We start from the raw sequence: 26,435 nt of genomic DNA, 5'->3' as shown, positions 1-26,435 counted from the left end.
AGATTTTCAGGATGTCGAATTCCCCGTCAGAAACGTCGGTGCCTCCCGTCGGTGCCGATGCCGCGCGCGGTACGGCGCACGCTGCCGCGCCCGGAGCCGGTGACACGCCCGGTGCCCAGGCCGGCAGCGCCAATCGCTACATCCGCAAAGGGTTCGGACTCAAGGCGGAGGTGCAGGAGACGCTCGCGGCCGATTACACCGGCCATCTCGTGGATCTGCTGCGGGAACGCGACTATGTGCTCACGGCCGGGGAGACCACGATCCGGTTGGCGCGGGAATTCGGGTTCTGTTACGGAGTGGAGCGGGCCGTCGATTATGCGTACCAGACCCGACGGAAATTCCCGGAACGCCGCATCTTCCTCGCTGGCGAGATCATCCACAATCCGCACGTCAACGCCAAGCTGCACGAGATGGGCGTGGTGTTTCTCGCGGCCAAGGGCAAGGGGTTCGACTATGCAGCCGTTCAGCCGCAGGACGTGGTGATCCTGCCGGCGTTCGGGGTCACCATCCAGGACTTCCAGACGTTGCGGGAGCTCGGCTGTGTGGTGGTGGACACCACCTGTGGTTCGGTGCTCAATGTGTGGAAGCGTGTGGAGGCGTATGCCCGCGACGGGTTCACCTCGCTGATCCATGGCAAGTACTACCACGAGGAGACACGGGCCACGGCGTCGCAGGTGGAGAAGTACGCCGGCGGTCAGTACCTGGTGGTGCGGGACATGAGTGAAGCCGAGCTGGTCATGGACTATCTCGAAGCGCGCGCCGGTATCGAACCGCGCCGGCCGGCGTTGTCCCGGGCCGCGTTTCTCGAACGCTTCTCGAAGGCGGCGAGCGACGGATTCGATCCCGATGTGCATCTCGAACGGGTGGGTGTGGCCAACCAGACCACCATGCTGGCGCGCGAATCGCTGGCCATCGGCGCCGCGGTGGGCGAATCGATGGCCCGCGCCTATGGCGAAGCTCATCGCGCGGAGCACTTCCGGACGTTCGATACGATCTGCAGTGCCACGCAGGACCGGCAGGACGCGGTGATGGAACTGTTGCGCGAGCCGATCGATCTCATGGTGGTGGTGGGCGGCTACAACTCGAGCAACACGATCTCGCTGGCGGCGTTGTGCGCCGAGCGGGTGCCGACGTATCACATCGCCGATCCCGATGAGATCGACGTGGAGAGCAACCGCGTGCACTATCGGCGCATCGGGCCGGTGCACCACGAGGATTCGGCTGAACCCTGGTTGCCGACGCACGGCGCGCTGCGTGTGGGGATCACCGCGGGCGCGAGCACGCCGAACAACAAGATCGAACAGGCCGTGGCGCGGGTGTTTGCCATTCGGGGCGTGGACGCCGGGACGATCGTCTAATGCCGTGGTTGCGACACGCCAGGGTCTCGCGATGGGCGCTGCTGGCCGCGTTCCCGGTGACCGTGGCTGTCGCGTGCCGCAGTGGCGGTGCGGGCGGTGGTGGGGCGGGTGGTATGGAGGCCATACCGACGAGGCCCGCGCGAGGTGCGGCGGCGGGCCAGGAAGTCGCTGACGCGGGTGTGGCGAACGGGCCCGCCGTGGTGCGCATGCTGCTCGCCAACGATGTGTACGTCACCGACACGTTGCGCGATGGCACGGGCGGCCTCGCCCGCGTGGCGGCGCTTCGCGATTCCATCGAACAGGCGACCCGATCCCGGGTGCTGTTCGTGCTGGCCGGCGATGTGCTCTCGCCCAGTGTGCTCAGCAAGTGGTACGGTGGCGCCCAGATGGTGGACGGCTTCAATGCCGCGCGTCTCGATCTGGCGGCGCTGGGCAATCACGAGTTCGATGGATCGCGGGCCAATCTGCTGGCACGACTCGGTGAATCGCGATTCCGGTGGGTGTCCGGTAACTGCACCGAGGCGAACGGCACACCGTTTCCCGGCGTGCGCGGTTGGGACACGGTGCGGGTCTCGGGCGTGAAGGTCGGGATCTTCAGCACGAACATCGTGCTCGAGTATCCGAGTTATGTCCGTTGCCGGAATGCCGATTCGGCGACGACGGTGCTGGTGGACACGTTGCAGCAGCAGGGTGCCGATCTCGTGGTGGGACTCACGCACCGCCTGATGTATCAGGATTCGCTTACGCTGCGCAACGAGCCGCGCATTCATGCCATTCTGGGCGGGCACGATCACGATGGCCGGCGTCTGGCGCAGAACGGACGTGTGATCGTGAAGGCGGTGTCGAACGTGCGTACGGTGTATCTGGTGACGTTCACGCGTTCGGCGACCGGCTGGAGCATACAGGACCAGGAGATCCGCATCGGACCCGGCATGCGTGACGATCCGGCCACACAGGCCTCGGTCGTGCGTTGGCGGGACACATTGAATCGCCGGATCGGTCCCGACCGCGTGCTGGGCATCGCACCGGAGCCGATCAATGCGATCGACTCCATCTCGAAGCGGGAGAGCCGTTTCGGCAACATGATCGTGGACGCCATGCGCGCCGGCACCGGGGCCGATGTCGCCATGATCAACTCCGGTGCTCTGCGGTTCGACGACATCATGCCGGCCGGTCCGATCACGCGCCACATGATCGAAGGCGTGTTCCTGTTCGCCGACGAAACGCGGGCCATCACGTTCCCGCTCACCGGTGCGCGGCTCCGCGAACTGATCGAAACGGGGATCCGTCTGGGGGCACTCGGTGGCGGACCCTATCCGCAGGTGAGTGGCGTACGCTTTCGTTTCGACGCACGACAGCCGAGTGGGGCGCGGGTGATCGGGCCGATCACGCGGGACGATGGACGGGTCATCCGGCCCGCCGATACGCTGCGGGTGACGTTCGTGACGTATCCGGCGTGCCGGAGCGGCGATGGCTATCGTATCCCGGAAGCCGCCGCGGCGTGTGCGGCGTACGAGCAGACTCCCGCGAGCATCCCGCGGACGGCCGATCTCGTGATGCAGCATCTCGAGCGCATGAACGGCCGGATCGTGATGCCGCCGATCGAGCGGGTGGTGCGTCTCGATCGGTAGTGTGCGATCGGCACCTGATCGTCATCCGGTGGTCATTCGATCGGGGCCCGAACCACAGTCGATGTTTTCTGCCGATGTCTTCTTCCGCAGGATCACCTCCGATCACGTCCGGATCACACGAGGATCGCATGACGCTGTCGCACGAACCGTTGCCTGCACCTGACGCCGATGTTGCGGCGCGGCTCCGTCTCGATGGCAAGGTGGCCATCGTGACGGGTGGTACCCGCGGTATCGGACTGGCGATTGCCACGTCGCTGGCGCGCGCCGGTGCGCGGGTGATGATCTCCAGTCGCAAGACGGAGCATGTCGAGCACGTGGTGCGCAGTCTGCAGGCCGAGGGACGCGACGTGGCGGGGCTGGCCGCCAACATGGGCAAGGCCGCAGATGCGCATGAACTCGCGGCGCGCACCGTGGAGCGTTTCGACGGCATCGACATCATCGTGAACAACGCGGCCACGAATCCGGTGTTCGGACCGTTGCAGCAGACGAGTGAGGAGGTGTTCGAGAAGATCTTTGCGGTCAACGTGAAAGGCCCGCTCGAACTATGCCGCACCGCGCACACGGTGATGGTGGACCGGGGCGGCGGAGCGGTGCTCAATATCTCGAGCATCGGGGGCATCACGCCCGAGCCGGGCCTCGGGTTGTACAGCATGAGCAAGGCAGCGCTCATCTCCATGACCAAGGTGATGGCGCAGGAGTGGGGAGCCGACGGCATTCGCGCCAACGTGATCTGCCCCGGTCTCATCCGGACGCGTTTCTCGCAGGCGCTCTGGCAGGACGACGAGATGGCCACGCAACTGCTCGGACGTCAGCCCATCCGTCGCATCGGGGAACCCCAGGACGTGGCGGGGCTGGCCCTGTTCCTCGTGTCGGACGCCGCGGCGTATTGCACGGGAGGGGTGTACATGGTGGATGGAGGGTACCTGGCGTGAACTACGGGGGGACTACGGAACGACGGGAGCTGGGACTACGGGAGCTGGGACTACGGGAGCTGGAACGACGGGAGCTGGAACGACGGGTCCCGTTACTCTAGCTCCCGTCGTTCCAGCTCCCGTTCCGCCAGCTCCCGTTCCTCCAGCTCCCGTCGTTCCGTAGTCCCCCCCCGTAGTTCAATAGACCTCGAAGACTCCCGCCGCTCCCATTCCTCCGCCGATGCACATGGTGACCATGCCGTAGCCACCGCCACGGCGGTGCAGTTCGTGCACGAGCTGCGTGGTGAGCTTGGCGCCGGTGGCACCGAGCGGGTGGCCCAGTGCGATCGCGCCGCCGTTCACGTTGATGATGTCGGTGGGCATGTCGAGCTCCTTGATCACGGCCAGCGCCTGCGCGGCGAAGGCTTCGTTGAACTCGATCAGTTTGAGATCGGCCAGCGTGAGCCCCGCGCGGGCGAGCGCCTTGGGCACCGCTTTGATGGGACCCACACCCATGATGTCGGGGTCGACACCGGCCACGGCGAAACTCACGAAGCGGGCCAGTGGAGTCAGACCAAGCGCACGTGCACGATCGGCACTCATCACCAGCACGGCCGCCGCACCATCGGAGTAGGGGCTCGCATTGCCGGCCGTGACGGAACCCGTGGGCACGAACGCCGGTCGCAGTTTGGCCAGCCCTTCGAGCGTGGTGTCGGCCCGCGGACATTCGTCCACGTCGAACACCACGTCCGTCACCGTCTTCTCGGCGCCGTTCCACGTGTAGCGTGGTATGGTGATGGGCACGATCTCCGGCGCGAAGACACCCGAGGCCAGTGCGGCCGCCGCTTTGCGCTGACTGTCGTACGCGAACTGATCCTGTTGTTCGCGGGAGATCTCCCAGCGCTTGGCCACCCGTTCGGCGGTGAAGCCCATGCCGATGTACGACTCGGTGATATCGGGCGAGAGCCGCGCATTGTATCCCGACATCGGCACCTGCGACATCATCTCGATGCCACCCGCCATCACCGCGTCGCCCTGACCCGCGATGATGGCCTGGGCCGCATAGGCCACCGACTGCAGTCCCGATGAACAGAAACGATTGATGGTGGCGGCCGCGGTGCTTACCGGAAACCCGCCCCGCAACCACGCCAGACGCGCGTGATTGAGGCCCTGCGATGCCTCGGGCATCGCACAACCCCACTGCACGTCCTCGATGATGGCGGGATCGATCCCCGCCCGGTCGATGGCGGCTTTCATCACCGTCGACGACAGATCCACCGGATGTACTGCCGCCAGTGCCCCATCGGCCTTGCCCCGGCCCACGGCGCTGCGGGCAGCGCTGACGATCACGACCTCGGTCATTGCTCGTATCTCCTCGCGCTCAGTTGCGCAGCGGTTTGCCGGTCTTGAGGGTGTAGGCGATGCGTTCCTGCGTCTCCCTGGTGCCCAGGAGACTGAGGAACTGTTCGCGCTCGAGGTCGAGCAGATCCTGTTCGGTCACATCACGCGCCGCGCCGTCGCCGCCGCACAACACGTACGCCGCGGCGCGGCCCACCCGCACATCGTGCGCGCTGGCCTGTCCGGCTTCGCGCGCGGCCCAGAGGGCATATTCGAGATTGCCCAGCCCCTCGCGACCCAGTGCGCGCACCGTGCGTTCGATGGGCGGCAGATATCCCGGTGCGAGATCGAGCACCCGGCGTTTTGCGTCGGCGATCTGATGATCGCGATTCATGCTGATGCGGTCGCGCGCGTTGAGGAAACCGAGGGCACGCGCGTCCGGTGCCGACGTGCTGGTGGTGGCGAACGCGATGAGCTTGAACGCCTTCTTCACCGCTGCGAAGAGATCGACTTCCTCGTATTGCTGCAGCTCACCGGTGAAACGCACCAGCAGTTCCTTGGTGCCACCGCCGCCGGGAATGAGACCCACACCCGCTTCCACGAGTCCCATGTACGTCTCCGCATGGGCCTGCACCGCATCGGCGTGCAATGTGAACTCGGTGCCGCCGCCCAGCGTCATACCTGCCGGTGCCACGACCACCGGGAACGGCGCCCGACGGATGGACATCACGGCATCCTGGAACGCCTTGCACGAGACGGCGATGTCGTCCCATGCACCAGCCGAAATCGCGAACGACACGAGCGACAGGTCGGCACCGACGCTGAACGCCCGCGGATCTTCGTTGCCGATGACGAGCCCGTTGAAACCCAGCTTCTCGATCTTGCGCAGCGCCTTCTCGAGTCCTTCCAGCACGCCGCTGCCCAGACTGTTCATCTTCGAGCGGAATTCGAAGCATGCCACGCCGTCGCCCAGATCGATGAGCCGCGACAGGCCATTGTCTTCGAGCACCCGACCGCTCTGCGCGAGCGCCGCCAGCGAGATGCGTCCGGGAATGGGCGGCACGGGCTCGTAGGTGCCCTCGAACGTGAGATACTCGCCGTTCTTGTAGAACGCGCCCTGTGCCTGCTCGAGCAATGCGGGCATGTCGAGCCCGTGCGCGCGGAACTCCTCACGCAGCCAGTCCAGTCCCAGCGCATCCATGATCTGAAAGGGACCGGCCTCCCAGCCATAGCCCCACTCCATCGCGCGATCGATGGCGACGAGGTCGTGCGCCAGTTGTGACGCGAGGGTGAGGGTGTAGTGCGCGGTGTCGACGAGATGATCGCGCAGGAATGCGCCCTGCGCACCGGGCAGGGCCTTCGCGGCCGGCAGGCGTTGTGCGATCGGCATACGGATGGCCTGACCGATATCGCCGCCCTCGAGCCGCTGCTGCGGCACGTACTGCGCGGTCTTCCAGTCGAAGGTGAGCGTGCCGTCCTTCGTTTTCTGATAGAAACCGCCGCCGGTCTTGTCGCCCAGTTTCCCCTTGCCCACGAGTTCGGTGAGCATCCACCCGGGCAAGGCGAAGTCTTCGCCCGTGGCCGACCCGATGCCCGTGGTGACGTGCGCCAGCACATCGAGTCCGGAGAGATCGCCGGTACGGAAGGTGGCCGTGCGGGCCCGTCCGATGAGTGAACCCGTGAGACCGTCCACTTCGTCGATCGTGAGCCCGTGCTCCTGCATGCGGCGCATCGCACTCACCATGCCGTATACGCCCAAGCGGTTGGCGATGAAGCCGGGCACGTCCTTCGCGATGACGATGCCCTTGCCCAGCGTGCGTTCCGCGAACTCCCGCATCGCACCGATCACCGCCGGATCGGTGTCCGGTGTGGGAATGATCTCCAGCAGATGCATGTAGCGTGGCGGATTGAAGAAGTGCGTGCCGAGGAACCGGCGCCTGAACTTCTCCCCACGACCTTCGAGCAGCACGGTCATCGGAATCCCCGAGGTGTTCGAGGAGACGATGGCCGTGGGTTTCATGAGCGGCTCGATGCGCGCGAACAACTGCTGCTTGGGTTCGGGCTGCTCGATGATGGCCTCGCAGATCCAGTCGCAGTCGGCGAGCCACGCGAGATGATCCTCGGTGTTGCCGGTGCGCACACGGGTCGCGGCCGCGGCGTCCATGAACGACGCCGGTTTGCTCTTGATGGCCTTCTGCAGCCCATTGCGCGCCGGGGCACTGCGATTGGGGGACTTCGGATCGGCGTCGCCCGGAATATCCAGCAACACGACACGGCAGCCCGCGGACGCCGCGAGCGCGGCGATGCCGCTGCCCATGGCGCCGGCGCCCACCACGCCGACAGTCGTCACACGCATGCAAATCTCTCCGTGAGGGATACCCCAAAGATCCGTCCGGGGCGTGGCGGAGGGAAGGGGAAGCTGTCACTCAATATGACGTTTCCGTCATGTTTTTGAGGCGACGTCGCTCCTGCACGGGTCCCGCCTCCGGTTCCGATGGCCGGATCAGCGACGCCGGATCAGCGCTGCCGGGTTCAGCGTTTCGGATCAGCGACACCGACCGCTCACGTCTGCATACAATGCGCGGATGTGTGCGATGCCGGCGTCTGCGTCGGCCAAATCCGCGGGCACGGTCGGTCCAAGACGGATGACGCGTCGGCCCCAGTCGAACGCCACGCAGCAGATGGGCACGCCGGCGCCCCTGGCCACATGCCAGAATCCGCTGCGCCACTGGTCCACCTGTTTGCGCGTGCCTTCAGGCGCGAGTGTGAGCACGAAACGTTCGTGCCTGGCGAATTCGGCGATCGTCTGCTCCACCACGTTGTGTTTGTTGTGGCGGTCGATCGGAATGCCGCCGATGGCCCGCATGAACCAGCCCAGCGGGGGATGGAACAGGGACGCCTTGCCCCACCAGCTCGTCCCGAACCCCAGCGCCCACTTGGCCGCGAGGCCGACGATGAAGTCCCAGTTGGACGTGTGCGGTGCGACGATGACGACGAATTTCGGCAGATCGGGCATCTGTCCCTCGAAACGCCAGCCGGTCCGGCGCATCCACCATGTGCCGAGACGCTGCAGCCAGGGATGACGTGAGTGCGGGACATTGGGACCGAGACGCCAGTCGGCGTGCGATCCGCTGGCGAGTGGGCGGGACATGGCGTTCATTTGACGCATGACTCTTCGAATTCGCAAGGCATCGGCCGGTACATCGCCAGGATCGGCGATGACCGGGATCTTCGTGATCCTCACGATATGCATGATGACACTGGGCGCGCCGACGCAGGTCGCCGCGCAATCCATCGTGGAAGGCCCGCTGGTGCTGCGTGTGCCGGCGAGCGCGCGCCTGCTCGGCATGGCCAATGCCGGTCTCGCCGCCAACGATGCCGATGTGCTGTTCTACAACCCGGGCATGCTGGCGTCGGCGCGTGGTCTGTCGCTGTCCATGCAACGGTATGGATCCGCCGCGACCGCGGGCTCGATGGCCACCGTGACCACTGTGGGCTCGATCACGGTGGGCATCGGCGCGCAGGCGTTGCGATGGCAGACGCCTGCTGCGCGATACGACAACGCCGTGCGGTTCGGAACCACACATCTCGCCGATACACCGCGCGCGGGCAGCGAGGCGGCGAGCAGTGCGTTCACGCTGGGACTCGCGCGCACCATCAAGGGCCTGCGTCTTGGTGCCGCGGTGAAGTACGCCGAGGATCGGCTGAGGGAAATGGCCGATGGCACAGTGGCATTCGACGTGGGCTTCAGCCGGCCGCTCGGTCCGGCCACGCTGGCCATCACGGCGCAGAATCTTGGTGCGGGTCCGCGCCTGGGTGGAGTGGAAGCCGCGATGCCGCGTCGCATCGGTGTGGGGTGGGGCGGCTCGATGTCGCAGTGGGAGTACTGGGATCTCGGCATGCAGGCGCAGCTCACGGTGGAAGGCGACGACTGGTTCGTGCGTCCCGCCGGTGGTGTGGAGCTGGGCTACGTACCCATCGAAGGGGTGTCCATCCTGGTGCGCAGCGGACTGCGTCTGCCGCGCGAGCGTGACGAGTCCCTGGTCACGGCCGGCCTGGGCGTGACCGTCGATCGTTTCTCGTTCGACTATGCGATGGAACCGATGCGTGGCGGGCGTCCGGTGTCGCATCGGGTGGGGATACGCCTCAAATAATCCGGTGGGGGGGCGGCATGATGTATCGCATCGTGATGTATCGCATCTGGATGCCTCTGTTCTTCCTGCCGTTGTTTCCGGCAATTGGCGTGGCGCAGAAATCTGCGGACACCAGCATGACCATTTCGTTCAGGAAGCGATTCGCCATCGGGGGAACAAACGGCGATTTCACGCCACCCAGCCTTTTTGCCAAGGACATCGCCGCGGATCGCGCGGGGAACCTGTATGTCCTCGATCGTGCGAGTAACAGTGTCTATCGATACGACGCCAGGGGGGCACGGGTGGCCACCTTCGGGCGGAACGGTCGTGGCCCCGGTGAAATCGTGCGGGCCACGGCCATCGGTACGACGGCCGAGGGCGGGGTGGTCGTAGCCGACAACGGCAAGCGCGCGTTGGTGTTCTTCGGTCCGCAGGCGCAGGTGCTCCCCGAACAACCGACGCGGGGGATGGGAACGGTACAGCAGCTTCTCTCGGCGGGTGCACAACGCGTGCTGCTGCAAGCGACGGTTGGCGATACGGATGTCGTGATCGGCGCGAGTGGGGAGGCTCGGCAGCGCATCGTCGTGGCACCTCCCGCTCCCCGTCGTCCGGTGCGCACGTACGAGCGGTGTGGCCTGGTGGAACAGACGTCGGCGCCGCTACTCAGCCCCATCCTCGTCTCCGGTGGCAACGCGGAGATGGTGGCGGTGGCCAGCGACACCGCGTATGCGATCACGCTGTATCCGCACTCGGGCGGCCGGCGTGTGCTGTCCAGCGGGAGGAGCGCCGTCCGCCTGGATGCGGCGATGGCGATCCGTGTGCTGGGAGACAGTCAGACCATCTACGTGGGGACGCGACCCTGTTCCGTCTCCACCAGCGACCTGATGAGGGAAGCGACACTCGCCCGATTTCTTCGACCGTATGCCCGGCTGATCCTCCATCCGGACGGCACCGTCTGGGCATTGCGGACCGGGCCCATCGGCGGCGAGCGCATCGCCGATGTCTACTCACTCCAGACGGGATACCGGGGATGGGTTCGCATCGGTCGGAGCAATCCGGTCGCATTCATGTCCGATGGTGGCATGATCTCTCTGGAGTACGATGATCTCGACGCCCCGACGGTCGTGGTGTATGACACGGTGATGCCATTGCGGAGCCGAGTGAAGCAGCAGTGATCGATCGCCAATACGTCAGCGATCGGCGCGCGCGAGAAACGGCGAAAGCTTCTCGCGCAATTGCCGCAGCGCGCGACTCATGTTGGCTTCCACCGCCTTGACGGTGATACCGAGTTCCTCGGCGATCTCGCTGTAGCGCAGGTTGCGCTCGCGGCTCATGAGGAAGACTTCGCGCGTGCGCGGGGGCAGCTCGGCGATGGCGTCCCGGATGGCGACATCCAGTTCGGCCGCCTGCGTTTCCGCGTCGGCCTGTTCGGCGGGTTCACTGAGTGCTTCGACGAAGACCTGGGTCTTGCGACGCACCTGCAGATGCCGGAGGTGGTTGAGAGCGCGGTTTCGTGCGGCCTGCAGGAGGTACCCGGGGATGCTGCTGCCATCGGGCAGCGTTTCCCGTCGACGCCACAGCTCGAGGAAGACGTCCTGCGCCAGCTCCTCGGCCACGCCCGGCTCGTGCAGGATGCGGTTGGCCGCCCGCACCACCGGCTGATACCACTCCCGGAAGATCGCGTCGAACGCGGTATGGTCGCCGCCACGCAGGCGGGCCAGCACGTCGGAGTCGGTCACGTGGGGGCAGTGGATTGAGCGCGAAGGGACGTGAGACGTTCGTGGAACGTTCGTGAGACCGGCAACACGCCGTGGCCGGCGTACGCTGACCTACGCTGATATACTTGAAATACTAAACCGGCGCCCGTCAGTTTCGGGGAGCACCCCGATCAGGTCAATGCCCGGGCATTGGCTGGCCGATGGGTGCGAGGCCGACGTAGGGTACCTCCTGACCACAGTGTCTTCCGGGCATGTCCGAGGAAAACCGTCCAGTTCCAGCAGACGACGCGAACGCCGATTGGGATGCGATCGGTCGCTATCTCGCCGGTGAGAGCGATGCCGTCGAAGCGGCCGCCGTGGAGGCGTGGCTTGCCGCGCATCCCGGCGAGGCGGAGCTGGTTTCGCTGGTCAATGCGCGGGCCGAACGGCTGACGCAGCAGGCCGATGTCGCGGTCGACACGGAGGCCGCGCTGGCCGCGGTGCGGGCGCGGATCGCCGCCGATACGCCGGCCCGCCCCGATCTGCGCGTGGAGCGGGGCGGGGCATTCCATGCGGCATCTCGTACGGCGGCGCCCCGACCGGCGGCGTCTGCCGCGCCGACGCGGCGCTGGCGGATGGTGGGTATGGCCGTGGCGGCGGGATTTGCGGCGGTGATCGCCATCTCGCAGTTCCGGGGACGCGGCGAGACGACCCCCCGCGAGTTCCAGACGGCGGTGGGGCAGCGCGATTCGCTCCGGCTGCCCGATGGCAGCACGGTGGTGCTGGCGCCCGGCAGCCGACTCGTGCTGGCGTCCTCGTTCGACAGGGGGGCCCGCGACGTCACACTGGAGGGTGCGGCGTTTTTCGAGGTGGTGCACGACAGCACCCGGCCGTTCACGGTGCATGCAGGTGGAGCGGATATTCGCGATATCGGCACCGCCTTCAGTGTGAAGACCGGACGTGATGGCGCCGTGTCCGTGGCCGTCACCCACGGCATCGTGTCGGTGGGTAGCGCTGCCGGAGGCGTTCCCGGTGGCGCGACGGCCCGGGCTCCCTCCGTTGCGCCGGTGGAACTGCATGCGGGAGACCGGGGCGTGCTGCTGGATGGTCAGGTCGCGGTGGCGCGTGGTGTGGTCACGGATGAGGACGTCGCCTGGACCCATGGGCAGCTGGCCTATCGGGACGCTCCCATCGGTGAAGTGCAGGCGGACCTCCAGCGCTGGTATGGGGTTGATCTGCAGATCACCGACAGTGCGCTGGCGCGTCGCACGCTCACGGCCTCGTTCAAGGGCGACTCGGCCGCGCAGGTGCTTCGCCTGATCGCGCTGGCGTTGGGCGCGGAGGTGGTGCAGCGCGGGGATACGGTGTGGCTCCAGCCACAGAGCGCCACACCGCCGGCGACGCCATGAATGGGGGCGATCGGTATGCAGGGATATGCCCGCGGTGGGCCACTGGATGTGCACCTGGTGGATGACCGCGGTGTCTGAACGAAGGGCCCTTGGTCTGGGGACGATCGGATGACGCGAAGCCGGATGAGGCAGCAGGTGGCCTTGGGGGCGACGACAGCGGCCATGCTGTTGTGCGCCCCGTCGGCGTTGCTGCACGCGGCCGAACCGATCTGCACCTCGCGTCTCGCGCCCGATGATCGCAGTGCACAGTGGGCGCCTCCGCTCGATCGCATCGTGAACGTGCGGCTCACCGATCTGTCGGTGCGCGATGCGCTCGACCGGGTCGCTTCCATCGCGAAGGTCGAACTCTCCTACAGCAGCGATCTCCTGCCGGGCGATCGTCGCGTGTGTCTCACGCTCGACCGGGTGCCCGTGGGCGCGGTGATCGAGTCGCTGCTGTCGGGGTCCATGTTGCGACCCATCGTACTGGGCAGCACGCAGGTGGTGCTTGCGCCGACCCACACACGCCAGGCGGTGGCGGAAACACTGATAGCTTCGCGGCGCGCGAGTGTGCTGGATCGGGTGGTGGTGACCGGGTCGCCCGATGGTGCGCCGCAGCGCGGGTCACCCTTCGCGCTCGATGTGGTGGAGGGCACCACGTTGTCGCAGCACGGTGCGGCCACGCTCGGTGAAGCGCTCGATCTGGCGGTGCCGGGCATCTGGACATGGACGGGAAGCGCCGGCTCCGTATCCGCACGGTATGGCAGCATTCGCGGCGCGAGTTCGTTCGGGGTGACCGCGCCGAAGATCTATCTCGATGGCATCGAGGTCGCGAATCCGCTGCTGGTCACCCAACTCGATCCTTCACGGGTGGCCCGGGTGGAGGTCATTCGTGGTCCGCAGGGCGCGGCGCTGTATGGTGCCGATGCGATCAGCGGCGTGGTGAACATCCTCACCCGGCACGACGGCACCGAGACCGGAGGGCCGCAGCTGCAGCTCTCCACGTCGGCGGGGGTATCGGCCACGCAGTTCGCGCCACGCAATGCGTTCGTGCAGGATCATGCGATCTCGTTCCGCGCCGGCACACCATCGCGCAGTATGGGGCTGGGACTCAATGTGGGCACTATCGGGGCCTACGTGCCGGGTGCCTCCGAGCAACGTCTGCTGGCCGACGCTGACGGACGCCTGGCGCGTTCACGCACCGTGCTGACGGGCACGGCACGATTCTCCCTGCAGCGGGCCAATGCCAGCAGTGGCCCGATCGATCCACCCGGCGGCACGATGGGAGGAGAAATCGGTGCCAACATGCTGTCGAGGAACAATGCGCAGCTCGACGGCGACCGCCACCCCGCCGGCCTGACGCCCGCGTTGTCCATGGCGGCGTCGCCGGACCCCGTGCGTCAGACCCCGATCAACAACCCGGGTGCGGACAGTGCTACCGGACAGCGGTTGTTGCAGTACACGCTGGGCGGCAGCGCTTCGTACATGCCTGATCTGCACTGGACGCACTCCGTCATCGCAGGAGTCGACGGATTCCGTCTGCAGGGATTGTCCGTGAACGCATTGCCGACCACCGCGACCGGACCGTTGTCCGCCGTGGCGGGCGACGGGGAGAGTCTGGGGGATCGTGGTACGCTGCGTCTCAGGTCGGTGGGTCGTTTCGACATGACGCCCCGGACATTGTTGACGCTGACGTTTGCCGCCGAGCAGTCGGTGACGCGCGAAGTGGTCTCCACTGCGGAGACGGCGGCGCCGCAGGCGATCGAGCGCAACAATCTGCTGGGGATCACGAGGACATCAGCGCAGGTCGAACGCCAGCAGACCTGGTATGACAGTCGCGGTGTTTCGGCACAGGGGACGCTGGCCTGGCGTGACCGGTGGTTCGCCTCGGCCGGTGTGCGCGGGGAGCGTACCACCGGGGCCACGCTCAATGCCCAGAACGCACTGCTTCCCATGATGGGGCTCGCCTACGTGCAGGAGGTCGGCGGCACCCTCTTCAAGATGCGTGGCGCCTTCGGCCGGGGCATCCGTCCGGCGCGGTCGTTGCTGCGCACCAGTTCCTGGATGGGAGCCGGACAGTTGCAGGTGATGACCAGTCTGCAGCCCGAATCGCAGCAGGGAACGGAGTTCGGTGGCGACGTGCTGTTCGGTTCACGATATGCGTTGCATGTGACCCGTTTCGATCAGCGCGCCTCGGGACTCATCCAGCCGGTGGCGAGTGTCCGGACCACGGTCGGCGCCAATGGCCGTCTGCAGCGACAGATGTCGTATTCGCTGCAGAACGTCGGGGCGATCACCAACCGGGGATGGGAGTTGGAAGGCACGGCGCGTGTGCAGCATCTGTCGCTGGCCGGCGCGCTGTCATTTGTGGACAGCCGCGTCGCGCGTCTCGCCGATGGGTATCACGGCGAACTGCGTCAGGGAGACCGCATGTTCGACGTGCCGGCCAACACGGTCACGTTGTCGGCGTCGTACCCCATGGGACGCTTCACGCTCGCCACCAGCGCCACGCGAGCCGCCGACTGGGTGGGTTACGATCGCGCGCGCATCGGTTCCGCACTCGATGCCGGTGCGCAGGTCAGTGGGTCGCCATCGACCTTCGAGGGCCCGATGCTGCGGAACTACTGGACGACGTACGATCCGATCACGCGGTGGCGGGCCAGCGTGACGTATCGTCTGCGCGGTGATCTGTCCATCGTGACCGGCGGTGAGAACCTGCTCAATGTGCAACGCGGCGTGGACCTCACCAGCATCACGGCGGGACGGACGCTGACGTTCGGGGTGCGGACGGTTTTCTAGCGGCTCGTAGGGGAGGGACTCTGAATATCGATCATTGACATCCAGGTTATACATGGTACATGTTACACCTATGCTACCGTTTCACGTCCAACTGCGCCCCGGGGACACTCCCCTGCGGCAGGTCGTGTTTGCCGCCACGAAAGCCATCCTGGCCGGCGTCCTGCGCGAAGGCGACGCCTTTCCGTCGGTGCGTGAGATCAGCGAGGCGCTGCGGATTCATCCCAATACCGCGCAGAAGATTGTTGCCGAGCTCGTGCGGGACGGCTTTCTGACCGTGCAGCCTGGTATCGGGACGACCGTCAATCGACCACCGGTTGCGAGCCGCAGCAGTCGCGGGCACGTCCTCGAGGAGCTGCTGGAGGCGTCCGTGGTCGAAGCGCGTCGTCAGGGGTGGGAGATGAGTGAACTGCTTGCCGCCGTGGAGGCGCAGTGGGTGGCCGCGTTCGGAGCGGACGACGCGAACGCGCATGGGAAGGTGCACGCGAGACCAGGGAGAGGGAAATGATCAAGGCGATGGAATCCGCTCCGCCGGCCCTGGAGGCCGCGGCCCTGTCATACCGGTACCGTGGTGGAGGTGAGGCGCTGCGGCGTCTCACATTCTCGATTCCACGTGGCGCTTTCGTGGGGCTTTTCGGTCCCATCGGCGCCGGCAAGACCACGCTGCTCGAGTGCTGCGGCGGTCTGCGACAGATCACGCACGGCACTCTCGAAGTCGACGGCAAGTCGTTGATCGGCACGACGCGTCACCCGCTTCCCCGGGTTGCGCTCGTATCGGCCAGTGTTGATCTCCCGGGCAGTGAATGTCTGCGCGATCTCCTGACGTGGTTCGCATCGACCAGAACCGAATGGGATGGCATGCTCGCGCAAAGCATGGTCGCTGAGTTCGACCTTCCGTTGGAGCGCCCGATTCGTGCGCTGTCACGAGGTCAGCAATCCCTCGTGGCCGTGCTCTGCGCCATCGCCGCGCGTCCGCATGTTCTGCTGCTGGATGAACCGTTTCCCGGTCTCGATGTCGCCATGCGGGAGGCCGTGGTGCGTCGGCTTCTCGTGCGGGTGTACGAGGACAACGCGACCGTGCTCGTCGCATCCCACGACGTGGCGGAACTGGAGGGCGCTGCGGATCACATGCTCGTGCTCGAGCGCGGTGAAATCCGCGCGTGCGGCACACTCGATGCACTGCAGGAGCGATTCCGTCGAGTGGTGGTTAGCGGAGACGGCGATGGGCTCGATCGCGCGTGTGCGACAGCGACGTGGTGGAATGTCGAACGGTCCGGACGGGTGTTGACCGGGCTGACGACGGTCGACTCGGATGCCGGAGCCTATAGTGCCCGGCTCGAGGCGCTGGCCGGTGTCGATCAGGTGCACATCGAGTCGCTCGCGCTGCGCGAACTCTATCTGGCAGTCAAGGGTTCACCGCGGGATCTGGTGATGGAGACTCAGTCATGAATCGCCTTCAGTGGCCGTTGCTTGGTCGCCTCTTTGCACGCGATCTCCGGATTGGACGCGCCGTACTCATTGGCGTGATCCTGCTCGCACTTCTGCCGGTCGTTCGCTTCTTCCAGCCGACACTCCTGCAGTTCGGCAGTGGCCCGAATCTGAGCGTCGTGATCCCGTTCGGCGGCGCCATCATCGGCGCGCTGGCGTGCTTCCGCGACATGCCCGCCACACCGCGAGCATGGTGGGCGTCGCAGCCGATCTCTGGAAGCGCGATGGCGATCAGCAAGCTCGCCGCCATCGTCATCTTCGCGATAGCCATGGCGCTCGCTACGGGAGTGGGCGCGGGACTGTACGGACTCGATACCACGAGCGCACTCTGTGCGGCATTCACGGTCGGCTTCAGTGCGCTATGTGCCGGCGTTGCCGGCATGGCCCTGGCGCTGGCCGTGGCCACGAGAGGCGCAGGCGCGTTTGGGGTGTTGCTCGTGCTGGCACTCGTGAGCAGCAACGTCGCGATTGCGGCCCTCGGACTGCTCTCGAATGAAACGGAGATCGTCTCCACCTGGGGTATGGGGGTAGTGGTACTCGTGGCGGGGATTGCCGCGATACGCTGGCACTACACGCAGCGGGAGGCGTCAGTGCCTGGTCGAGTCGGCATTCTTCTCGTCGGCGTCATGGTGATGGCGTATGCCGAACGCCCGCCTCACGCGTCCACGACACCGCGCGCAGTGTACGCGGATACACCTGTACTCGATCTGGATCCCGCTCAACCCCTCAGTTGTGGCGCCGACGGCTCCGTCACACTCGGCGTGCGTTCGCGTGTTGCCGGGAAACAAGTCGTGCTGGCGGATCCGATGCTGACTGTGATCCTGCTTGATGGATCGACCCGGACGCTTCGCGCGCCACGCTGGTATCAGGTGGTGGGAACGTGGGGGCCATTGGTGGCTTCGGGAGGCTCGAAGACGCTCGGTGATGCCGGCGAAGCGGCCACGCGGACCTCGTGGATCCTCTTCGAGGGACAGGCATCGGCACGCGACTCCGTGTGCGCAAGGACGGCGAAGCTTGCACTCGATCTTGCCGTCTCCGTGCGCGAGGCGCGGGAGATCGCCCGTCTGCCACTGCAGGCCGCCGCGTCCGGGCGCGTGAACGGCTATCGATTCAGCCTGAGCCAGGTCCATGTGGATGGGCCGCAATCCGAACTCATCGTGCAGGCGTCGGCACTCGCGCGTGAGGCCGGCGGTGAATCATCGATGCTCGCCAATCTGCGATTCGCGATCCTGCAACCGCAGCGTGACGAGTTGATCCGCCTGCAGACGGAGACGGGTGGTCATCCCGATATCGTGAACCGTGACTTGCCAGGACTGCGGCACGAGGACGCCCGATTCTCCCTGGCTGCCTACAGTCGTGAAGCCCTGCCGGCGGCGGTGAATCAGGACTGGTTTGCCGGCAGTGTGGTGATTGTCTCGCAGGTCGCCGCAACCGGCGCGCGTCGACAGCACCTGAGCGTAGACCTGCCGCAGGTCACCGCGGCGCGCCGTCAGGGCAGCGAACACTGAAGCCCTGAACCACTGAACCGCACGCTGCTCGATACGCGGACAATGGACATCCCCAAGCGGCCGCCGCCGAAGCATCGTCGTTTCGGCGCATTCGCCATTGCGAGCCTTGGTGCTCTTGCCGTCCTGTGGCGGACGCGCGATGCGCGCGCTCCACAGTTCACGCTCGAACGGAGTGCCGTGCACATCGACACGGTGCGCCGCGGTATGGTTCGGCGAGAGGTGGCTGCGCAGGGCACGCTCGTTCCCGAAAGTGTTGTGGTCGTGGTGGCGACGGCGTCGGCGCGGGTCGAACGTGTGCTGGTCCGCGCGGGGGATTCCGTACACGTGGGTGACCCGTTGGTCGAGCTTGCGAACCCGGACGTGACGATTCGCGCCCTGGAGGCAGAACAGCGTGTGCGGATTGCCCAAACCGACCTGGCGTCGACGGAAGCCTCGTTGCTCTCCGGCGTCCTGGCCCAACGCGCGCAACTGGCAACCGCAGAGACGCAATATCGCACGGCCAGCATCGACGCGGTCCTGTACGATTCGCTCGTGCCGCGGGCACTCGCTTCCGAAGGCGAGAAGGCCGGGCGGGCGGCGACGCTCGCCGAGGCTTTCACCAGGCGCGATTCCGAGCGCGCGCGTCTCGCGTTGTTCGAGCGCACGACAACGGTGCAGTTGGAATCCCGCCAGCGGCAGATTGCGCAACTCACGAAGATTGCCGATGCGGAGTCGCAGCGCGCACGGGCGCTGACCGTGCGCGCGCAACGAAGCGGTGTGGTGCAGGACTTGGCGCTGGATCCGGGGCAATGGGTTCCGGCCGGACAGGCACTCGGTCGGATTATCGATACCAGGCGACTCAAGTCCGCCGTGCGCATACCCGAGACGCTCGCGCTCGACGTGGCGGTCGGCCAGGCCGTCAGCGTGGACACCCGCAATGGCCTCGTTCGCGGTGTGGTCTCGCGAAAGGCGCCTGGTGCGCAGGGTGGGACCATTCTGGTGGAGATCCAACTCCTCGGCGAACTCCCGCGTGGTGCCGTTCCCGACCTCGGTGTGTCCGCCACCATCACCGTCGATGCCTGGAACGACGTGCTCTACGTCCGACGCCCCGTCAGCCTCATTCGCACGGGAGACGTCACGGTCTTTGCGATCGACGCAGACGGAAGGCAGGCCCGCGCGATACGCGCACAGCTCGCGGACGCGTCCGACGTGTATGTCCGGGTGATGAGTGGGCTGCCGGCAGGTGCCCGGATTATCACATCGGAAACGGCTTCCTTCGCGACACAGTCGCACGTGCGGATCCGCTGATCTGCATGGCGGCCATTCGATCACGCTTTTCACCGACCTGCCATGACACGCGATGCGTCGCCTCTCATCCGATTGCGCAATATCGCCAGGACGTACGACACGCCGTTCATGGAGACGCACGCCTTGCACGACGTCTCGCTGGATATCGGTCATGGCGAGTGCGTCGCGATCACCGGTCCTTCCGGGTCGGGCAAGTCGACGCTGCTCGCGATACTTGGCCTCCTGGATGAGGCGTCCGAAGGCGACTACTGGCTCGAAGGGCACCACGTCGCCTCACTCGATGCCGCACAATGTGCCCAGTTGCGCAATCGGGAGATCGGTTTCGTGTATCAGGCGTTCAATCTGCTCGGGGATCTCAGCGTGGAGGAGAATGTGGCGCTTCCGCTGCGCTATCGGCGTGAGTTGTCTGCGGGGGAGCGGCGCGTTCGAGTCGAAGAAGCACTGGAACGGGTTGGGCTGCTCGACCGGCGCCATCACCGGCCCGCTCAACTTTCCGGTGGACAGCAACAACGGGTGGCGGTCGCCCGTGCCGTTGCCGGGAAGCCCTCACTGCTGCTTGCCGACGAGCCAACGGGGAACCTCGACTCACGCAATGGTGCGGCCGTGATGGAGCTCCTTGGCTCGCTGAATGAAGAAGGGACGACGGTCGTCCTGGTCACGCACGATGACCGCTACCTGCGTTTTGCCGCGAGGACCATCGCATTGCTCGATGGGGCGCTGGTCGATCTCGCGGTGCACACGCCGTAACCGAGCCACTTTCGAGATCGTGGGGGAGACGTGACGAGCACACGCGGGAGCTGGTCGGGACGGGACTGGGTGAAAGTCTGGGGGCCGGCGGCATTGCTGGTGGGTCTGGCATGCGGCCTGGGCTTCGCGATCCTCGCCATCATGCAAAGCCGGGAACAGGCGTTGCTGCCGTATCCCTCGGTCGGTGCATTGCGGCAGGTGCAGCAGGGGGTGCGCGGCTCGAGTGAAGGAGGGCAGCTCTCCAGCGGCGTCTATACGATTCTCGCGAGCTCACTCTCGGCATGGGAGTTGGGGGCCTATCGCACGCAGTCGGTCACGTTGTCCGTGAACGGCGCGGCCCAGGTCGTGAGTATTGCGGCCGTGACACCGAGTCTGCCGGTTGTGCTGGGCGTGATGCCCCATGTGGGGCGTTTCTTCACGGACGCTGACGCGCCGCCTGCCGAACCGGACATGCTACTCGCCGATGCACCGGTAGCCATCATCAGTCATGAGTTGTGGGTACGTCGATTCGGTGGTGATCCTCGCGTGGTGAACAGCGACATTCTGCTCGACACGCGGCCCTTCCGGGTGATCGGCGTTGCGCCGGCGCACGCGATGTATCCCGCTGGCACGGACGTGTGGGTGCCCATGACCTTCGGCGGTTTGGCGGCCACCGATCATGGCGGGTACTATTTGAGGGCCGTTGCCCGGGCGCGTCAGGGCGCAGCGGACCAGGCGGATGCGGAGTGGGATCGTCTTCAGCCCGCACTCGCGGCCGCATCGCCGATGAACCGGGATATTCACATCATCAGGCCGGCATTTCGCGACCACGTGCTGGGCGACGCCGCGAGAGCGCTGCGCTTGTTGGGTCTCCTGGCGCTCGCCGTCGTCGTGCTCGTGGGGATAAACATTGCGGGCCTGATGCTCGGCTGGGAGACGTTGCGGGAGCGTGAGCACGCGGTGCTGTTTGCTCTTGGTGCAACGATGCGCGCACTGCGCTGGCGCGTTGGTGCCATGCTTCTTCCTGTCTGGGGCGCCGCCGCCCTGATCGCGGCCGGCGTCGCCTGGGCGACGGCATTGGCTGCGCGCGGATATGTCCTGAAGCATGGCGTCGCGGACGATGTGCCATTGTTGGGACCTGGCGTGCTCGCACCCGCCGTGGTCGCGCCGGGGATCGTGCTCGCCGCCGCGTCGATTCCGACCTTCGTACGACTCTCGCAACGCCAGTTCGGGAAAGAACTCCTTGGCGCGGGGGCAGGCGTCACGACAAGCTCGCGTGCGCGTACCGCGCTTCGGTGGTTGCTGCGTTGGCAATACGCGTTCGCGCTGGTCACGCTCGCAGTGTGGATGGTCGTCGCGAGGGACTTCCTGACCACGGTGCGCACGCCGGCGGGATTCGATGCGACCGACGTCGAGGCGGCAGACGTTTCCCTGAGTGCGAATCTCTACGCCAGTGAAGAGGGAGCGACGGCCGTCATGCAACAGGCCATTGCGGCATTGGAGCAAGGTGGGTCCAGGGCCGCGGTCGTGCTTCGGTTGCCCGTGATCGATGCCGGCGGCGGAATATGGTTTCGCCACGCCGGGGCAGTCGGTACGGCAGATACTGCCAGCCATGATGTCACGTTCAATGTCGTATCGAGTGCGTACTTCGATGTGATGCGGATTCCGACCGTCGCTGGTCGGGTCTTCTCCGAATCGGACCGTCCCGGCGGGGTTCCGGTCGCCGTCGTCAATCGCGCCTTCGCCCGAAAATTCTTCCCGGACGGGTCCACGGTCGGACGCGAAGTGACGCTGACGCCGTTGCCAACGGTCGTGCGGCGCATCGTCGGCGTGGTTGATGACGTCGCGCAGGGCGGTGTCGGTGTGGCGCCAACGCCGGCCGTGATCGTGCCGTTCGCGCAACTGCCCGTCCGCCGCCTGCACGTCGTTCAGCGCCGCGCCGACAATACGGGATATGTCCCGCGAATCGCGGACGTGATCGCACGGCTGGATCCACGCATCGGCGTGGCGAATGCACTGCCCTTCACGGCGCGTCTTCGTCAGGCCATGAGTGGGATGCTGTTGCGCCTGTGGCTGGTCTCGGTGCTGGCGGGGCTTGGGTGCGTTGTCGCCGGCACCGGCGCGCTGGTGCAAGTGTCCCTTGCCACGGCGGAGCGTGAGAAGGAGTTCGCCATTCGCATTGCGTCGGGCGCGACGACCGGACGCATCGTTCGCCTGCTCGCGTACGAGATGGCGGTGGATGTGGCGTGGGCGAGCGGCGCGGCCGCGGTGATCCTTGTTCTGGGGAGTGGGCTCGTTCCAGAGCTCGCGGCCTGGCCTGTTCCGCGGCTGATCGTGGCCGTGTTCGCCGGCGCGCTCGCGCTACTCGTCAGCGCGGGGTTGGGTAGCGCCCGCCCCCTTTGGCGTGTGCTACACATCAAGCCGAGCCTGCTGTTGCGAGGGGTGTAGTACTGACGCTTGAGGCTTGCCGTCTCGGTGTTGTCGCGGCATTGTTGGACGAGAGGTCTAGTGTGGGTGGAGGCGTTCTCGGCGAGGTCGTTAGGTCCAACCCTCTTGCAACTCATTCATGGTTGTCGTGGGTGTTGCATACATTTTATCGCTCACCGCAGTTGAACCGATAGCGGCTGGCATTCGATCGCCGGGACACGCGCAGGATATGCGACCCGACACGATCACGGTGCTGGCCGTGGACAGTGCGACCGCATCGCCGATCCCAACATTCGAAGTGCTGGTCACAGGACTCTCGACTCGCGAAACAGGCATCGGGGTGCGCTTTGCGGGTGGTGTCCGTGCCGTGATGCGTCTTGACACGCTCGGCTATATCGTTCGGGTTTCGGCAACGGGATACGCCACCACCAATCGACGCGTCGACCAGGCCGTGTTGCAGCGCTCAGCGGGCACAGTGCGCATCCTGTTGCGGCGCCCCGATACGCAACGCGATACCAATGGTGTGGCGCTGAGTGCTGTGCAAGTCCAGGCGACTCGTCCGAAACCGTCGCGCAACGACAACAGTACGGCCGGCGCGCTCGACGCGCGCCGGAGCGCGGCGGGTGGCAGCGTGGATCCGACGGAAGCAAACTCGGTGGCGGCCATTGCTGCGGGGTTCAGCAATGTGCAGAGCACGGCTGAGGGGCTCTCCGTCTTCGGCCTGGCCGGCAATCAGAGTTCGGTCACTCTGAACGGGCTACAGTTTTCCGACGCTTCGCTTCCGCGGAACCTGTCAACGTCCGCTCGGTTGATGTCGAATGTGTTCGATCCGGCGAAAGGCTGGTATAGCGGCGCCGAAACACAGATCGTCATCGATCCGGGCGAGAGCTATGCGACACGCCGGGCAACGATCTCGCGGGCGGAGGCCAGTGCGCCAGCACTCGCAGCGGGCCAACGCGGCGTGCGGGCCGACCGGACCGTCATTGGTGTGGGCGCTTCGGGTATCACGTGGCGTGATCGGCTGTCGTACAATGCCGCGGTTGACCTGGACCTGTCGACCAGCCCGATTGTCACGCTCGAAAATGCATCGGCGTCCGAGTGGTTACTGTCGGGGATCTCCGAAACGGTCGCACGGAATGCCCTTGACGCAGGGCATCAGTTGGGGCTGGCGCCAAATTCGGTGGGCGACCGGGACCGTCGCGACTTGAACGCACTCTCGTTCGCCGCCCGCTTGAACACGCCGCTCGAGGACCCGAATATGCTCACGGAAGCCCGACGGTCCTTCGGGTTCACCGTATTCGGTTCGAAGACGACGGAGCGGCCCATCGACTACTCCTCCTATGCCTCGGTATCGACACTGCGGGAACGTGCGCGCTCATCACTCGGCGCACAGCTCGAGTACTCGTATTTCCCGAATCCGGCGACGTTGGTCGAAGTCTCAACGGGTCTGTCCGACACCAGATCGCGCACTGATGCGCCCTCCGCAGTTCCGCGATACACCGTCTCCATGCTCGAGGACACCGAGCTGGGGGTGCTGCCGCAATCATTCGCGCTCGGCGGAAGCGGTCTTGGGAACTCCGAGTTGCGCACCGTCATGTGGGAGTCGCGCGCGTCGGCGCGATTCTATCTTCGGCAGGCACCGAAGCATCGCTGGCAAGTGACCGCGGGTGCGCGAACCGAGCTCGCCGACTCGCGCCTCGATGGATCTGCCGCGACGCTCACCTTTCGTTCTGTCGACGATCTTCTGCGCGGCGCGCCAGTGGCCACGGAGCGATTGGTGCAGTATCCATCCGCTACCGCTCGAGGTACGAACGCGTTCGTTGCGCTGGGCGACTATTGGCGCCCGGCCCCGGGGTGGCAACTGATGCTGGGGGCGCGCCTCGAACGAACGGACGCACCGTCGATCGCGTATGCGTCGCATTCGCTGCGCGATGCGTTTCCGGGCGCGATCGTGGACGACGTGTCCAGTTGGCACGTGAGTCCTCGATTCGGATTGTCGTGGCAGTATCGCAGTGGCGCGAGTGGCATGGTGACGATGAGCCCGGTCGGCACCGTGTTTTCTCCCACACCGGGCATCCTCAAGATCGGTATCGGGGAGTTCCGTGGAGTCGTCGCACCCCATCGCCTGCTGCAATTGGCGTCGATCGGACGCGTGGCCGTTTCGGAGACGTGCTGGTATGGCGATGGTGGCGGCACGATCGCGTCCGGCAATCCTGATGCGCCATGTGCAGGGGCAACCACCGCGCAGCGCGACACCATCGCGCAGTACCGTGTGATCGGACGTGGCTTCGCGCCGCCACGCTCGTGGCGTTCGCACGTCGCCACAGCGTTTGCGAACCGCTTCGCGGAGCTGCAGGTCGAACTGGCGGCCTCGCTCGGTCTCGATCAGCCGGTGAGCGATCCGCTCAACATGCACGCACGGCCCCAGTTCCACGAAGGACTCGAAGGTCGCGCGATGTACGTCGCTCCCGATGCCATCGCGCACGATGGCGGGTTTCTGCGCACGGCGGTCGCGCTGGAGCGCCCGGCGCTGGGCAACGTACTGCGCACGAGCAGCGATGGGAGAATCGCTGCGACCCAGGCCACGATCATCCTGCAGCCGAACATTCAACCATTCTTTGTCGGCATAGGCTACACGCTGTCGTCGGCGAGGGAGTACACGTCCGCATTCAGCGCGACAGCATTCGGGAGTGTGACTGATCGCGGCTGGCGTCGATCATCACTGGACGCGCGCCACAGCGTCGTGTTGCAGTTGGGGAAGTTCTGGAAGGCCATAGCCGTCAGCGGCTTCGGTATTGCGCGATCGGGCACTCCGTTCAATCCGGTGTGGGCGACCGACATCAATGGCGATGGTCGCGCGAACGATCGCGTCTCACAGGCACTCTTTGCGTCGTACTTCGCCGACGGCGGTGGTCGCGGCTGCGTAGCGCGTCGGATTGAGGGTCGCGAGTTCCCGGAGTGCGAAGCGCCGTGGGCCGTGACGGCGAACGCACAAGTGGTCCTGACGGGCCGTCAGATTTCCCCGGCGTTTTCGCGTGTGACCGGTCGCCTCTTCGTGTCGAATCTGGCCGGTCTTGTCGATCGCGCCGTCAATGGCAGCGATCTCAAGGGCTGGGGGCGTACCGCCGCGTACGACGGTGCGGCATTTCGCGTGGGTACTTTCGACCGCGCCACGCAATCGTATGTGCCGATTCCCAATACGCAGTTCGGTCGCAATCGGGCCGGTAGCGGCCAGTTGGCGCCGTTCCGCATCGTGCTCGATGCATCGATCAACTTCAGCGTCGACGCCGACAAACAGCAACTCGATCGCTACGTGCGCTCCGGTCGTGCGGGTCGCTCGGGGAAGCGCTACACGGTCGACGAGCTCGTCACGCGCTACGCGCGCACGGTGCCGGATGCCTACGAGCGTCTGCTGAGCTTTCGTGATTCCGTGCGACTCTCCAACGATCAGATCCGCAGCCTCATGGCGCGTCGGGCTTCGCATGTGCCCAAAGTGAACGATGCGTGGCGCGACATGGCGGCGTGGTTGCACGATCTCCCCGACACGTTCGACAGCGACGTGGTCGTGCGTCGACAGAAGGCGACGACAAACGCGATCTGGGAAATGAACAGACTCGAGGTGCAGGCATTCCTGCCGACGCTGCTCAGCCCCGAACAGATCGCGCGTCTGCCGTATCCCGCCAACGCGCTGATGCGCGAGCAGAAGCCGTATACCGCGCAGCGCTAGTGTTCCGAAGCGGGATGACG

At 65.9% G+C, this 26,435-nt stretch carries 18 protein-coding genes; 14 read left to right on the top strand and 4 right to left on the bottom strand.

Features of this window, described 5'->3' with window-relative positions:
- Nucleotides 1-11 precede the first annotated feature (11 nt).
- The 3 genes from WG208_RS02520 to WG208_RS02510 all read left to right on the top strand — a co-directional run bounded on the left by WG208_RS02520 (nt 12) and on the right by WG208_RS02510 (nt 3,921).
- Nucleotides 12-1,358, top strand: a complete 1,347-nt coding sequence (locus tag WG208_RS02520) for a 4-hydroxy-3-methylbut-2-enyl diphosphate reductase (protein WP_337169739.1) — start codon at nt 12-14, stop codon at nt 1,356-1,358.
- Nucleotides 1,358-2,989, top strand: a complete 1,632-nt coding sequence (locus WG208_RS02515) for a 5'-nucleotidase C-terminal domain-containing protein (RefSeq protein ID WP_337169738.1) — start codon at nt 1,358-1,360, stop codon at nt 2,987-2,989. Before WG208_RS02520 ends, WG208_RS02515 begins: the two co-directional genes overlap by 1 nt.
- 128 nt (nt 2,990-3,117) lie before the next feature.
- The gene (locus WG208_RS02510; RefSeq protein ID WP_337169737.1) at nt 3,118-3,921 is read left to right on the top strand and encodes an SDR family oxidoreductase; all 804 of its coding nucleotides are present in this window, start codon (nt 3,118-3,120) and stop codon (nt 3,919-3,921) included.
- A 177-nt stretch (nt 3,922-4,098) separates the two neighbouring features.
- On the opposite strand, the gene WG208_RS02505 is transcribed toward WG208_RS02510, so the two are convergent.
- The 3 genes from WG208_RS02505 to WG208_RS02495 form a co-directional block, all read right to left on the bottom strand.
- Nucleotides 4,099-5,262 carry a thiolase family protein gene (locus tag WG208_RS02505; protein WP_337169736.1) on the bottom strand — a complete coding sequence of 388 codons (1,164 nt, stop codon included), beginning with the start codon at nt 5,260-5,262 and terminating at the stop codon, nt 4,099-4,101.
- 19 nt (nt 5,263-5,281) lie between these two features.
- Entirely contained in the window at nt 5,282-7,594 is a 2,313-nt protein-coding gene (locus WG208_RS02500) for a 3-hydroxyacyl-CoA dehydrogenase NAD-binding domain-containing protein (RefSeq protein WP_337169735.1), read from the bottom strand.
- Between the two features lie 189 nt (nt 7,595-7,783).
- Nucleotides 7,784-8,389 (bottom strand): lysophospholipid acyltransferase family protein, encoded by a 606-nt coding sequence (locus WG208_RS02495; protein ID WP_337169734.1) that lies wholly within the window; start codon nt 8,387-8,389, stop codon nt 7,784-7,786.
- A gap of 67 nt (nt 8,390-8,456) precedes the next feature.
- On the opposite strand from WG208_RS02495, the gene WG208_RS02490 reads away from it, so the two are divergent.
- Nucleotides 8,457-9,392, top strand: coding sequence for a hypothetical protein (locus WG208_RS02490; protein WP_337169733.1), 936 nt, complete (start codon nt 8,457-8,459; stop codon nt 9,390-9,392).
- Between the two features lie 17 nt (nt 9,393-9,409).
- Nucleotides 9,410-10,546 (top strand): hypothetical protein, encoded by a 1,137-nt coding sequence (locus tag WG208_RS02485; protein WP_337169732.1) that lies wholly within the window; start codon nt 9,410-9,412, stop codon nt 10,544-10,546.
- A gap of 15 nt (nt 10,547-10,561) precedes the next feature.
- On the opposite strand, the gene WG208_RS02480 is transcribed toward WG208_RS02485, so the two are convergent.
- Nucleotides 10,562-11,110, bottom strand: a complete 549-nt coding sequence (locus WG208_RS02480) for an RNA polymerase sigma-70 factor (protein WP_337169731.1) — start codon at nt 11,108-11,110, stop codon at nt 10,562-10,564.
- A gap of 230 nt (nt 11,111-11,340) precedes the next feature.
- On the opposite strand from WG208_RS02480, the gene WG208_RS02475 reads away from it, so the two are divergent.
- From WG208_RS02475 to WG208_RS02435, 9 genes are all read left to right on the top strand, one after another.
- Nucleotides 11,341-12,477, top strand: a complete 1,137-nt coding sequence (locus WG208_RS02475; protein WP_337169730.1) for a FecR domain-containing protein — start codon at nt 11,341-11,343, stop codon at nt 12,475-12,477.
- A 108-nt stretch (nt 12,478-12,585) separates the two neighbouring features.
- Nucleotides 12,586-15,255 carry a TonB-dependent receptor gene (locus WG208_RS02470; protein WP_337169729.1) on the top strand — a complete coding sequence of 890 codons (2,670 nt, stop codon included), beginning with the start codon at nt 12,586-12,588 and terminating at the stop codon, nt 15,253-15,255.
- Between the two features lie 70 nt (nt 15,256-15,325).
- A complete protein-coding gene (locus tag WG208_RS02465; RefSeq protein ID WP_337169728.1) occupies nt 15,326-15,760 on the top strand; it encodes a GntR family transcriptional regulator in 435 nt (144 codons plus the stop codon).
- Nucleotides 15,757-16,701 carry an ABC transporter ATP-binding protein gene (locus WG208_RS02460; protein WP_337169727.1) on the top strand — a complete coding sequence of 315 codons (945 nt, stop codon included), beginning with the start codon at nt 15,757-15,759 and terminating at the stop codon, nt 16,699-16,701. The genes WG208_RS02465 and WG208_RS02460 overlap by 4 nt, the downstream gene beginning before the upstream one ends.
- Nucleotides 16,698-18,248: a hypothetical protein gene (locus tag WG208_RS02455; protein WP_337169726.1), complete on the top strand. Its 1,551-nt coding sequence runs from the start codon at nt 16,698-16,700 to the stop codon at nt 18,246-18,248. The genes WG208_RS02460 and WG208_RS02455 overlap by 4 nt, the downstream gene beginning before the upstream one ends.
- A gap of 42 nt (nt 18,249-18,290) precedes the next feature.
- On the top strand, nt 18,291-19,535 hold the full coding sequence (locus WG208_RS02450; RefSeq protein ID WP_337169725.1) for an HlyD family efflux transporter periplasmic adaptor subunit: 1,245 nt from the start codon (nt 18,291-18,293) through the stop codon (nt 19,533-19,535).
- Nucleotides 19,536-19,577: 42 nt separating this feature from the next.
- The gene (locus tag WG208_RS02445) at nt 19,578-20,282 is read left to right on the top strand and encodes an ABC transporter ATP-binding protein (protein WP_337169724.1); all 705 of its coding nucleotides are present in this window, start codon (nt 19,578-19,580) and stop codon (nt 20,280-20,282) included.
- Between the two features lie 30 nt (nt 20,283-20,312).
- A complete protein-coding gene (locus WG208_RS02440; RefSeq protein ID WP_337169723.1) occupies nt 20,313-22,709 on the top strand; it encodes an ABC transporter permease in 2,397 nt (798 codons plus the stop codon).
- A 208-nt stretch (nt 22,710-22,917) separates the two neighbouring features.
- On the top strand, nt 22,918-26,415 hold the full coding sequence (locus tag WG208_RS02435; protein WP_337169722.1) for a hypothetical protein: 3,498 nt from the start codon (nt 22,918-22,920) through the stop codon (nt 26,413-26,415).
- Nucleotides 26,416-26,435 lie beyond the last annotated feature (20 nt).

Origin of the sequence: Gemmatimonas aurantiaca, from assembly GCF_037190085.1 — a bacterium.
Classification (GTDB): Bacteria; Gemmatimonadota; Gemmatimonadetes; order Gemmatimonadales; family Gemmatimonadaceae; genus Gemmatimonas; species Gemmatimonas aurantiaca_A.
Note: the sequence above shows the minus strand (reverse complement) of the source record. Positions and strands in the feature narration are given on the sequence as shown.